Here is an 11,692-nt window from a genome sequence, read left to right on the forward strand (position 1 = left end):
CCGCGCGAAGCTGTCGTTTGTGCCCCATCCCCGAAAAGCACAGCAGCGAGAACTGGAGCGAAGATGACTTTGAAAGACGAAATCCGCCGGAACCACCGGAAGCGCAGGCTCGCATTGACTGTTCAGCAGCGCGCCGATGCCGGAACGGGGATTGCCCGCCAAGGCCTTTTGTGGGCGGATGGCGTTTCGCGAGGAAAGCAGTCGACCTTTGCTGCCTACGTGGGAGTGGCTGCCGAACCGCAAACGATGCCCTTGCTCGTGGCGCTGCACGACGCCGGCCACAGGATCCTTCTTCCCGTCTGTGAACCGGAACGGCGCCTAAGCTGGGTCTACTGGACACCGGAAACGCCCTTTGTACGCTCGGAATACGCCCCGATTGACGAACCCCTGGGCCAACGCTTAGACGGCGGCGCCGTCAAGGATGCGGCCGGCATTTTCCTCCCGGCCACCGCCGTCGATCAAAGCGGAAACCGCATCGGACAAGGGGGAGGCTACTACGACCGGTTCCTCGAGTGGCTCGACGCCGAGGGGCAGCGTCCGCCGACTGTCGCCGTCGTGTATGACCACGAAGTGCTGCCCGCAGGGACGATCCCGGCAGAACCGTTCGACAAACCAGTGGCGGAGGCACTTACGCCTGACCGCATCGTCCGGCTGGTTCCGGCTGCTTGACCCCGTCCCCGGCCCTGTCTACTCCACCACATTCCCTGGTGGCGGCCTCCGCTCCTGATGATAGAATTAGCACTCAGGCCCTGCGACTGCTAATGGCTGGAACAATCCGGCATGGCAGCACGGGACCTCTAGTTTGTCCCGGAGGAGGATCACCAGTGCCAACATATGCCTATGCCTGCAAAGACTGCGGACATGCCTTTGACATCGTTCAGGCTTTCACGGACAGTTCCCTGTCCGACTGCCCTGAATGCCAGGGGTCTTTGCGCAAGAAGTTCAACAGCGTGGGCGTCGTCTTCAAGGGATCGGGCTTTTACCGCACCGACTCCCGGGACTCCAAGGGAAGCACCGTTTCGGCCGCTCCGGCCGCACCAGCTGCATCTCCGGCGCCGGCGTCAGTGCCCGCGGCCACCGCGAGCTGACTGCCGTTATCCACATAACTCAGCGTTTCCACATAGCCCGATAGGGCCCTGCCATGGGCCAGCGTGCCCCTTTAGCTTGGCACCATGGCAGAAACCCCGAGCGCATTCCCTTTCACGGCACGCGGGCGGTTTGGCGCTCCGACGCGACAATCCAGGCACCGCAGCTTCGGTAGCTGGCTAAACCGCAACCGCCGCCTCGTGGTGGCACTCCTGCTATGCGTGGCCGCCGGGATCACAGTGCATCAACTGACCCCTGCTTCGGAGCAGCGGACTACGGTCCTGGCCGCCGCGCGGGATCTCCCGGCCGGGTCCACGTTGACGGATTCGGACCTGTTACCCCTGGCAGTCCTTCCTGATGGACTTCCGGCCGGGGCGCTCACTCCCAAAACGGAATTCCGTGGGAAGCAGCTTGCCTCTCCCCTGCAGAAGAGGCAGATTCCCACCGACGCCCAACTCCTGGGGCCCGGCCTGCTGACCGGCACCCCGCCCGCCACCGCCGCCGTTCCACTTCGCATGGCCGATCCTGCGTCCATCCAGCTCGTCTCGCCGGGCCAGCTGGTCAACGTCGTGCTCACAGCAGCGGATGGACTCGAAGGAGCCGGCAAGAAATCCGAACTATTAGCGTCGGCCGTCCCGGTTTTGTGGACATCCAGGCAAGGAGGCAAGGCCAGCCAATGGCTGGGCACCAACGAGGCGGACGGCCTTGTGGTTGTCGCCGCCAATCCGCGGCAGGCGGAAGTCCTCGCCGGCGCTTCCACACGGGGAAAACTGTTCTTTGTCCTCGTCGATCCCTCTGACAACGGGCAATCCCAGCCCACGGCCGGGTAGGCACGAGCAGTGAAGGGTTCATCCCCAGTGCGGAGGCCTCTGCTCCTTCAGCCAGGCATCATGGTCATACCCAGGCTCATCGCCCCAACGCCGTGGATCATCCTCGGAGGCTTTCTTCGGCAGAATGCCTTCTCCTCCCGGCTTCCGCTTCGGCGCGGGCTTCACTGTTGTTTTCCCTTGCTTGTCCGACTCCGCGTCATCGCCCACTGCGTCGGCACCCTTGTCCGTGGCGCCCTTGGATTGGGTGCCCTTGTTCTCCGCCATTGTGCTTCCTTAGGCGTTCGCCGGCCCCGGTCCGGCGCCTTCCACACCGCCAGGTGCGGCCGCGACGGGGTCCGTCTGAATATTCAGATCCAATTGTTCAACATCAACATCCAGGAATCCATCCTGGACGGAACCGTACGAGGGTGCCGCCGGCTTCTCCAGCCCCAGATAGGACCCGATGCGGTCGGCGCAGGACGAAGGATCCGTGAAGACCTCGATAGTCCACAAGGACATGTAACGCCAACCCAGGCGTTCCAGAAGCTGGGGCCTGAGCCTGCTGCGCTCCCTGACGCTCATGCGGCGGTACCGTTCCGTGCCATCGGATTCAATGGCCACGGGGGTGGGCATTTCGCTGTCATCCCGGCCGATCGTATGCACGGGGTCGGCTGCTACAGCCATGTCCAAGGCTCCGTCGTAGTGGTGCCACACCCGGGCTCCGCGGGCACGGAGCCGCTCGCCCAGATCCGCCACCAACGGATCCTCACCGAGTGCTTGCTCGCTGGCAGCAGCCCTGGTGGCGGGTGTCCCCAGATCCGAATTCCCGGACAGCTCACGGTCGAGGAGTTCATAGAACTCGACCGCGCCGTGAGCCAGCCTGTCAAGATCGAGGTCCTCCGGCCGGAAGCAGCTCAGTACGTGCAGCGATCTCCGGGAGCGGGTCATTGCCAAGGCGAACTTGTTTCGCCCGCCTTCGACGGAGAGTGGCCCGAAACTGTGCAGCGCCCGGCCATGGGGCGTGCGCCCAAAGCCCAGGGAGAAGATGATGTGGTCACGGACCAGTCCTTGTGCGCGCTCCAAATCCACCACCCGGAAGGATTCCGGACCGGCGTTGAAGAAGCCCGACAGAAGGGGGTAGTTGGGAAGCTGGAGCCGGATGGCTTCGCCGATCCTCGCGGCGTGGCGCAGGCTTGCTGTGACCACGGCAAGAGAGGTCCGTGGCCGAAGGCTGGCATGTTGGAACACCAGGTCGACCACGCGGTTGACTTCAGCCGCGACCGACTCAACACCTTCGTGGTCTGCACCGGGAAGGCCGGTACCGTCCGGGATGTATTCGACTACTACAGAGCGGTCCAGCCCCGTCACGGACTGTCCGTCCGGCAGCCGGCGCAGGCCGCCGTCGTAGTAGTTCTTGCTCAGCTGCAGCACCAGGTCTTCGTCAATCGCGCGGTACACCCAGTTCAACTGCCATGTCGGCAGGACCCGGCCCAGGGCGCTGAATGCACTCTCCACCGTTTCGTGGCTGGCAGCTCCGGCCAGCGGTGGCTCCACGGCCACGCTGAAGGTGCGGGCGTTGGCGATCTTCGCGTCGCCGAAGGCAACTACTTGCTGGGCCCGCGCGATGGCCGGAAGCACGGCCTGCAACGACGTGCTCTCGGCATCGAGAATCACCACCGCATCGAATTTCTGTTCTGCGGGCAGGAGGCTCGTCAGCAGGTACGGACTCATGGACCACACTGGAACCAAGCGGGAGACGAGGGTTGGCGCCTGCGCACTGAGCGCGGAGAGGGTAATGCGGCCATCCTTGATCAGGTTCCGCAGGAGCTCCGATTGGCGGGGGTGTTCAGCGAGTCCGGTCCGCCACATTTCGGCAAGCTTCCACCGCAGGCGCGCGGCTCCGCTGGCGATATGCGCTTGGTCGGCCAAACGGTACTCCGCTTCGAGCCGGCGAAGGGAATCGCCATCGGACATCGCAAGGTAGTCGTCACCGCTGATCATTGCTTCCAAGGCGGACTGCCACCAGGCAAGGTCCAGTTCCGCAGCAACGGATTCTGCCGGCACTTCGCGTTCAGCCAGGTCATCAAGAAGCTCGGCGAGTCCGTGCTCGCGCATGTCCTCAATGAGAAGCGTGCGCTCCGGAAGCGTTTCCAGGGTGCCGGTGTCGGCTACAAGGCGCTCAAGTCGTTCCACGAGATCTTCATAGCCAGTCTCGTGGAGGTCGCCGCCGGCGGCGGTGTGCTTGAGGCACTCGCCCAAACGGCGCAGATCCCGGTCCAGTTCGCGGTAGCTTGCGCCCAGCTCGGCAAGTCCGGAAGGAACTGCCGGATGGCGCTGGGTGGTCGCATACTGGGCCCACAGCGCCCGCTGTTCCTGGACGAGCGCCAAGGAGCTGTGCAGATCCGCGATGTGGACACCAGGGCGGACATATTCCTTTGCCACGCGGCGCAAGCGGGAGCGCTGCATCGACGGCATCTCCACTCCCCGCTCACGGCGCCACGCGGAGGTAGCGGTAGCCGAGATCAGGTCGTGGACCGGCCGGTCAAAGATATCCGGCGTGAACTTGTCCAGGCTCTCCCGGACCGCCATCAAGAGTTCGAGCTGCGCGCCCCATTCGGCAAAGTTCGTCCCCAGCCGGATTTCGGAGTGCTCGGCAACTTGGCTCATCCGTTCCCGCAACCGGGGAAGTTGTTCGGCGGCGTTGGTGGCCAGTTGCTGGGCTTCCTCGGTTTCCTTGCGCGTGACGAGCCGGGCCCCGTACCAGGGGCTCGACGTCGATTCGCGGCTGAAGCTGCCAAGCTCTGCCGCGCGGCGGAGTCTTTCAGCCAGCTCGGCCCGGTCTTTGATACTGTCCAGGACGCTGCGCTTCAAGCGCACTGTCGTGGCGGGGGCCGGGTGGATCGAGGTGAGCTCCGCGAGCGACTGCATGGCCTGATAGGGCGAGCATCCCCAGCGCTGGCGTACGTTGTGCAACGACGCGACGTGGTCCATGAGGGCGTGCCGATGTTCGGTCAGGGTCTTGTGGAGATTCGCGAGTTGCGGCTCCAACGACTTCTCATTGCGGATGATCGCGCTGACCAGCTGGCCCTTGAGCTGCTGCGGCGTGGCACCGTTGCCTGGCCTGAACAGCATCGATTCAAGCCCAAGGGCTTCGAAGTGCCCCGCCAAGCCGTTGAGGCTCGCCCGCCGGTCGCCCACCACAAGCACCGATTTCCCCTCGCTGACGAGGGCGCCGATCGCATTGATCGCGGTTTGGGTCTGGCCGCTGCCTGGTGGCGTGCTCACCACCAGGGAATCCCCTGCCCGGACAGCGTCCACGACATACTGCTGATCCGGGTCCGCATCCAGGAGCAGCGATTCTTCGCCCGGCTCGCGCTCGTCGAGGTTCGGGAACCGTCCGGACTTGATGGGTTCAGGCTCCACGTCGCCACCGGTGGCGGCTTCAACGAGGGAGGCGACCACTCGGCTGTTCTCGTTGATCCACGGGTCGTCCAGGTTCCCGGACAGATCGGCCAACGTCGTGACGAGGAGGTTGGGGGTTACTTCGGCGCCGTGGATCGGTTGTACCAGGGTGGCAAGACGATCCAGGACCGGCAACGGGTCAAGGCGCGCGGTGTTGTAGGCCATGCGGCTCACGGCGTTGACGTCAAAGACAATTCCATGGACGGTCTTCAGGTGCCGGACCAACGCGGGGTTGATGCTCGCTTGCTCGGTCAGTTGCAGCTCGTAGTCGTCTTCACCCGGCCGCGCGGTGAGCGAGATGGCGGCCAACATGACGGGGGCGGAGACTCGTTGGGGCTTACCTCCCACCGCCGACGTCCAGACGACCGTGCCGCAGGAGAGATAACCGGCGTCGATTCCCCGGTCGTTTCCGAGTTCGAAGATCTTTGAACGGAGGTTCCGGGCTGCACGTGCAGCAACAAGATACTGCTGGCGATCCCGGATCAAGGTGGAAAGCCGGGTCCGGCGTCCGGCGAGGAGCTGTGCCAGGCCTGAAGGGTGGCCGTTGCTAAGGTCGATCGACCCCTCCGGCGTCTTGACGAAGCGGAGCATGGTGTCCGCGCCGGTCACCGGCTTAAGCCCAGACAGCCATTTCCGAAGCTCCAAGGAGCTCTCTTCGTGGCTTTGACCTACTGACACCGCTGCCTTCTTTTCTGATATAGCTCGAGACGACTTGGACCAAATCGGCATACTTTCGAGGGTAGCGGGAATCCACCGGCACTCCGCACCGCAACACTGGTGGAAAGGCAAATTAGCCCTGATTTCAGGGAAAAACAAAGTGACCGGCCTCGGAACAGAGGCCGGTCACTTAGAACGCTATTCCCACTCGATGGTTCCCGGCGGCTTGCTGGTCACATCGAGTACCACCCGGTTGACGCCGTCAACCTCGTTGGTAATCCTGTTGGAGATCCTGGCGAGCAGGTCGTACGGCAGCCTTGACCAATCGGCTGTCATCGCGTCCTCGGAGGAAACCGGACGCAGCACGATCGGGTGTCCGTAAGTGCGGCCGTCGCCCTGCACGCCAACGCTGCGGACGTCCGCCAGCAGGACCACCGGCATTTGCCAGACATCATTGTCGAGTCCGGCTGCCGTGAGTTCAGCCCGCGCGATGGCGTCCGCCTTGCGCAGCAGGTCGAGCCGTTCCTTCGTCACTTCGCCGACGATGCGGATACCCAGGCCTGGCCCGGGGAACGGCTGGCGGCCGACGATTTCCTGCGGCAGGCCGAGTTGCGCGCCGACGGCGCGAACCTCGTCCTTGAAAAGCGCGCGGAGCGGTTCAACGAGTTCGAACTGCAGGTCCTCGGGCAGGCCTCCCACGTTGTGGTGGCTCTTGATGTTCGCCGCGCCCTCGCCGCCGCCGGATTCGACGACGTCCGGGTACAGGGTGCCTTGGACGAGGAATTTGATGCTCTCGCCTTCGGAAGCAGCCTGGGCGATGATGGCCCGCTCTGCTTCCTCGAACGCGCGGATGAATTCCCGGCCGATGATTTTCCGCTTGGTCTCCGGGTCGCTGACTCCGGCGAGGGCGTTCAGGAAGCGGTCTTGCTCGTTCGCGACGTAGAGGTTGACGCCGGTTGCCGCGACGAAGTCGCGCTCCACCTGCTCGGCCTCGCCTTCACGCAACAATCCGTGGTCCACGAAAACGCATGTCAGCTGGTCGCCCACGGCGCGCTGCACGAGGGCTGCCGCAACGGCTGAGTCAACGCCGCCGGAGAGGCCGCAGATGACCTTGGAATCACCGATCTGCCGGCGGATCCGGTCCACTTGCTCTTCGAGGATGCTGCCGGTGGTCCAGTTCGGCTCCAGGCCTGCTCCCTTGAACAGGAAGTTCTCCAGGATCTGCTGGCCGTGGACGGAGTGCTTTACTTCCGGGTGCCACTGCACGCCGTAGAGATGCTTTTCTTCGTTCGCGAAAGCAGCCACAGGGGCGCCCGCGGTGGTCGCCAGGACCTCGAAGCCTTCGGGAGCCTCGTGAACGGAGTCTCCGTGGCTCATCCACGTGTTCTGGGACCCGGGAACACCTGCGAGGATGGACCGCGCCTCGCCAACAGTGGTTGCCTCGGTGGCGCCGTACTCCCGCAGCCCGGTGCGCGCGACCTTGCCGCCGAGCGCGTTCGCCATGGCCTGGAAGCCGTAGCAGATACCGAAGACCGGGACCCCGGCCTCGAAAAGGTCCGCGCCAACCCTGGGGGCACCCTCGGCATAAACGCTTGAAGGTCCGCCGGAGAGGATGATGGCTGCCGGGTTCTTAGCCAGAAGCTGCTCGGTGGTGAAGGTGTGCGGAACAATCTCCGAGTACACATTCGCTTCACGGACGCGGCGGGCAATCAGCTGCGCGTACTGGGCACCGTAGTCAACAACCAGCACCGGCTTCTGCGAAGTCTGAGCTTCAGAACTGAAGGATGCGGTGGGAGTAGTCACCGTAACAGCCTACTTTGCCGGGCTGCCCCGGTGCACCTTGAAGCGGGCCATGAAGCCCGGAAATCAGCCTCGGAACGGTCCGACGTTAGCGATCTCACAGTGCGCGGGACCATACCCGTCAGTAGCGCTTGGACGCCTGCGGATTCGCGGCCAGTTCCATCTCCACCTCAGAGTGGAACTTCTTCTCCACAATGAAGGACATGAGGGGGACAACGCCGCCCAAGGCGAGCAGGATGAGTTTCGTGAAAGGCCAACGCATGAGCGACCACAGCCGGAAGTCCGAGATGAGGTACAGCACATACATCCAACCGTGGACAATCAGGACGCCTACGGAAACGTTGACCCCGCCCAAAACCGCCTTGGATTCAGCGTCGGCGAATCCGAAACCGAAGGGCTGGCCGGTGAGCGCATTGGTACCGCCGGCGAACAGATACACGCCGAACACATAGCGTGCCACGAGCTCGGCGCACAGCAGCAGCAGCATGGTGCCCGTGAGGTAAGCCATGACCTTGTAAAACTTGAGGGCCGAACGGATCTGCGCCGTCGTTCCGCCGAAGCGGCGCTTCTTGGCCTTGGCGGTCGCCGGCTTGGCGGCGGATCCGGACTGCTCGGGTTGGATGGCCGGTTTGGGGTCAATCATGGCTTTACCTGTTCTGGCTCAGTGGTTGTTGGTACATCGTCTGAGGGGGCGTCGTCGTCGGGCTCGTCGTCTTCGAGGCTGCGCCGGTAGTCATCGGCCACCATGCGCCACCAGATGTAGAGGGCGAATCCCGCGAAGACCACCCATTCCACGGAATAAAAGAGGTTGAGCCAGTTGATCTGCTGCATGGGAGGCTGGGCCGCTATGTTGAGGGGCTTGAGCTGGTCCGGACGCGCCACGGCCTTGCCTGCGGCCACTTCCGAGGTCGCGGCGACGAAGCCCGGATAGCTTGAGACTTCCCATGTGTTGATGAGTTCGGCGACCGACACCGCGGAGGCGCGTCCCGCTCCGGCGTCGACGTTTGGCACGGGCGCCTCGGACGGCAGGAGCCGTCCGGTCAGTTCAAGAGTGCCCGACGGCGGCGGGCCGGCTTGGGCGGGATCGGCAACCCAGCCGCGGGCAACAGGGATCCAGGTCTTCTGGGAAGCGCCGACGCCGTGCAGGGCGGGGGCGCCGTCGACGGCGAACGCGGTCACCACCCAGTACCCTTTTTGCCCGGCGAGAAGCCGGCCCTCCACAAGGACCTGCTTGGAGGCGTCGTAGGTGCCCTTCGCGGTGACCATTTGGTCCGAGACCGCGCCCGGGAAGAATGTCCCCGGCTGCAGGACCGCGGTGAGCGGCTTGACTTGCTCCACCGATGGGTCAACAGGGGTGTCGCTCTGCGTCGAACGCCCGAACTGCCACTGGCTGAGCAGCACGAACACCCCGGAGAGCAGGAGCGCGAAGACAAGTCCTGCGATCCAGCGGGGCTTCAGAGCGGTTTTTAACACCCTTTAACCGTACTTCGTCAAGCTGTAGAACAGCTAAACGAAGCTGCTGCCTCCGGCCTGACCAATCTTTAATGGTCGAAGAACACCAGGCTGGAGTTGATCAGTTCGGCGATGACTTCGGGATCGTGCGCGCGCCGGAGGGACTCCCTGAACGATTCCTTGGACAGCGAGCGGGCCAAGGTCGCGAGGACTTCCAAGTGGTCCGAGAAGGAACTGGCGGGCGTCGCGATGAGCAGGACCAGCGTGGCGGGTCCGTCACTGGCGCCGAAGTCCAACGAATGACCGTACTTCGTGACACCAACCGCGATGGAGACCCTGGAGACAAACTCGCTGCGGGCATGCGGAAGGCCGATGCCGCCCGGGAGCCCGGTAGCAAGCTGGTGTTCGCGTGAGTTGACGACTTCGAGGAAGCCCTCAAGGTCCGTGATGCGTCCGGCTGCGTACAGCCGTTCCGCGAGCTGGGCCGCGGCGTCTGTTTTGTCGACCGCTTCCATCTCCAGGATGACGGTCTCCGGCGTGGTTAGTTCGGCATCATACGGGTCCAGTGGTTCCGCCAAGTCGTCTTCCCTCCAGTGTGCCCAGCCGACCCAGGCCGCTCAGCGCAGGGGAACGATGTCATCGACGCCCATGCGCGCAGCATCGGCAGATTCATCGTCGGGCTGCTGTTGGCTGAGCCGCTCAGCTTCCACCCGGGCCAGGTAGTGCTTGATTTCGCTTTCCCGCTGCGCATCGCTCCAGCCAAGAATTTCTCCCATCAGCTTAGCGACAACCGGGACCGCGGAAACACCTCTGTCCCACGACTCGATCGAGATGCGGGTGCGCCGGGTCAGCACGTCATGGACGTGCCTGGCTCCCTCATGGGTGGCGGCATAGACCACCTCTGCCGCCAAATAGTCGTCCGCCCCGGGCAGCGGCTCCGCCATGGCGGGATTGTCCTTGATAATGGCGAGGACTTCGGTGGCCATGGAGCCGTAGCGGTTGAGCAGGTGTTCCACCCTGGCGACGTGGACCCCGGCTTCATCTGCGGTTCGCCCCCGCCTGTTCCACGCGGCTTTGAATCCTTCTGCTCCCAGGAGCGGGATGGTATCGGTGCAGCTCGCGGGCACGCGCTCGTCCATGGCCCGGGTGGCCTCGTCCACCGCGTCCTTCGCCATGACCCGGTATGTCGTGAACTTGCCGCCCGCAACCACCACCAGCCCTGGAACAGGGTGCGCCACCACGTGTTCGCGCGAAAGTTTGGCCGTGGAGTCGCTCTCCCCCGCCAGCAGCGGACGCAGTCCCGCGTATACGCCCTCGACGTCCTCGCGGGTCAGCGGCCGCTTCAGGACACGATTGACGTGTTCGAGAATATAGTCGATGTCCTTGCTGGACGCGGCCGGGTGCGCCTTATCAAGCTTCCAGTCGGTATCCGTTGTGCCGATGATCCAGTGCCGCCCCCAGGGGATGACGAACAACACGGATTTTTCGGTCCTGAGGATCAATCCCACGGTGGACTGGAAGCGGTCGCGCGGCACCACAAGGTGTATGCCTTTGGAAGCGCGGACCTTGAGCTGGCCCCGGTCCGTCACCATGGCCTGGGTCTCGTCCGTCCAGACTCCCGTGGCGTTGACCACTTGCTTGGCGCGGACTTCGATGATGCTGCCGTCTTCCTGGTTCTCCACCTTGGCGCCCACCACTCGTTCGCCCTCGCGGACGAAAGACACCACGCGCATCCTGTTCACGGCGTGGGCTCCATAGTGCGCCGCTGTGCGGACGACGTTGACTACCAGCCTGGCATCGTCCACCTGGGCATCGTAGTAGCGGATGGAGCCGACGAAGGCGTCGCTCTTGAGGCTCGGCGCAGCCCTCAGCGTTCCACGCCGGAAGAGATGTTTGTGCATGGGGACACCGCGGCTGTGGCCCGAGGTGATGCCGAGTGTGTCATAGAGGAAAATGCCGGCACCTACGTATGGCCGCTCCCAGAAACGCCGGGTCAGCGGATACAGGAACGGAACCGGACGGACGAGGTGTGGAGCGATTTGCTGGATCAGCAATCCGCGTTCCTGGAGTGCTTCCTGGACCAGTGCGAAGTCCAGCATTTCCAAGTAACGCAGGCCGCCGTGAATCAGCTTCGACGACCTTGAGGACGTGCCCGAGGCCCAGTCCCGGGCCTCGACAATGCCCACGGACAAGCCGCGGGTCACCGCGTCCAGCGCGGCACCGGCCCCCACAACGCCTCCCCCGACAATCAGGATGTCGAGTTCCTTGCCAGGCTCCGTAGTGCTTTTGAGGGCTTCGATGGATCTTTCCCGCGCCTCCGGGCTCAATGCACCGGTCGATGCACCAACCCTTTGCCAACCATCTGCAGCACTGCCCATTGGACGCCTCCCATCGCACAAAAGCCCGTAGTCCCCCACACTACTTCT

At 64.0% G+C, this 11,692-nt stretch carries 10 protein-coding genes; 3 read left to right on the forward strand and 7 right to left on the reverse strand.

Going from position 1 to position 11,692, the window contains the following annotated elements:
* Positions 1 to 63 precede the first annotated feature (63 nt).
* The 3 genes from L0B83_RS04280 (at position 64) to cpaB (ending at position 1,916) form a co-directional block, all read left to right on the forward strand.
* Positions 64 to 669, forward strand: coding sequence for a 5-formyltetrahydrofolate cyclo-ligase (locus L0B83_RS04280; protein WP_234757173.1), 606 nt, complete (start codon positions 64 to 66; stop codon positions 667 to 669).
* A 155-nt stretch (positions 670 to 824) separates the two neighbouring features.
* The gene (locus L0B83_RS04285; protein WP_234757174.1) at positions 825 to 1,088 is read left to right on the forward strand and encodes an FmdB family zinc ribbon protein; all 264 of its coding nucleotides are present in this window, start codon (positions 825 to 827) and stop codon (positions 1,086 to 1,088) included.
* Between the two features lie 84 nt (positions 1,089 to 1,172).
* Complete coding sequence (gene cpaB / locus L0B83_RS04290) at positions 1,173 to 1,916, forward strand: Flp pilus assembly protein CpaB (RefSeq protein ID WP_234757175.1); 744 nt, start codon at positions 1,173 to 1,175, stop codon at positions 1,914 to 1,916.
* An 18-nt stretch (positions 1,917 to 1,934) separates the two neighbouring features.
* On the opposite strand, the gene L0B83_RS19980 is transcribed toward cpaB, so the two are convergent.
* The 7 genes from L0B83_RS19980 to L0B83_RS04320 form a co-directional block, all read right to left on the reverse strand.
* Positions 1,935 to 2,180, reverse strand: coding sequence for a hypothetical protein (locus L0B83_RS19980; protein WP_372461142.1), 246 nt, complete (start codon positions 2,178 to 2,180; stop codon positions 1,935 to 1,937).
* A 9-nt stretch (positions 2,181 to 2,189) separates the two neighbouring features.
* A complete protein-coding gene (locus L0B83_RS04295; RefSeq protein WP_372461139.1) occupies positions 2,190 to 6,086 on the reverse strand; it encodes an AAA family ATPase in 3,897 nt (1,298 codons plus the stop codon).
* A 126-nt stretch (positions 6,087 to 6,212) separates the two neighbouring features.
* Positions 6,213 to 7,817 (reverse strand): glutamine-hydrolyzing GMP synthase, encoded by a 1,605-nt coding sequence (gene guaA / locus L0B83_RS04300; RefSeq protein WP_234757176.1) that lies wholly within the window; start codon positions 7,815 to 7,817, stop codon positions 6,213 to 6,215.
* Positions 7,818 to 7,935: 118 nt separating this feature from the next.
* Positions 7,936 to 8,457, reverse strand: coding sequence for a DUF3817 domain-containing protein (locus tag L0B83_RS04305; protein WP_234757177.1), 522 nt, complete (start codon positions 8,455 to 8,457; stop codon positions 7,936 to 7,938).
* Positions 8,454 to 9,287, reverse strand: a complete 834-nt coding sequence (locus L0B83_RS04310; RefSeq protein ID WP_234757178.1) for an SURF1 family protein — start codon at positions 9,285 to 9,287, stop codon at positions 8,454 to 8,456. Before L0B83_RS04310 ends, L0B83_RS04305 begins: the two co-directional genes overlap by 4 nt.
* Before the next feature lie 68 nt (positions 9,288 to 9,355).
* Complete coding sequence (locus L0B83_RS04315; RefSeq protein WP_234757179.1) at positions 9,356 to 9,844, reverse strand: PTS sugar transporter subunit IIA; 489 nt, start codon at positions 9,842 to 9,844, stop codon at positions 9,356 to 9,358.
* Positions 9,845 to 9,883: 39 nt separating this feature from the next.
* Positions 9,884 to 11,644 (reverse strand): glycerol-3-phosphate dehydrogenase/oxidase, encoded by a 1,761-nt coding sequence (locus tag L0B83_RS04320; protein WP_234757180.1) that lies wholly within the window; start codon positions 11,642 to 11,644, stop codon positions 9,884 to 9,886.
* Between the last annotated feature and the right edge of the window lie 48 nt (positions 11,645 to 11,692).

It is taken from the genome of Arthrobacter alkaliphilus, from assembly GCF_021483235.1.
GTDB lineage: Bacteria > Actinomycetota > Actinomycetes > Actinomycetales > Micrococcaceae > Arthrobacter > Arthrobacter alkaliphilus.

Bases quoted from the DNA above. Each gene is read 5' to 3' on its own strand.
- cpaB (WP_234757175.1), top strand. From the start codon at position 1,173: ATGGCAGAAACCCCGAGCGCATTCCCTTTCACGGCACGCGGGCGGTTT.
- L0B83_RS04280 (WP_234757173.1), top strand. From the start codon at position 64: ATGACTTTGAAAGACGAAATCCGCCGGAACCACCGGAAGCGCAGGCTC.
- L0B83_RS04295 (WP_372461139.1), bottom strand. From the start codon at position 6,086: ATGCCGATTTGGTCCAAGTCGTCTCGAGCTATATCAGAAAAGAAGGCA.
- L0B83_RS19980 (WP_372461142.1), bottom strand. From the start codon at position 2,180: ATGGCGGAGAACAAGGGCACCCAATCCAAGGGCGCCACGGACAAGGGT.
- L0B83_RS04305 (WP_234757177.1), bottom strand. From the start codon at position 8,457: ATGATTGACCCCAAACCGGCCATCCAACCCGAGCAGTCCGGATCCGCC.
- L0B83_RS04320 (WP_234757180.1), bottom strand. From the start codon at position 11,644: ATGGGCAGTGCTGCAGATGGTTGGCAAAGGGTTGGTGCATCGACCGGT.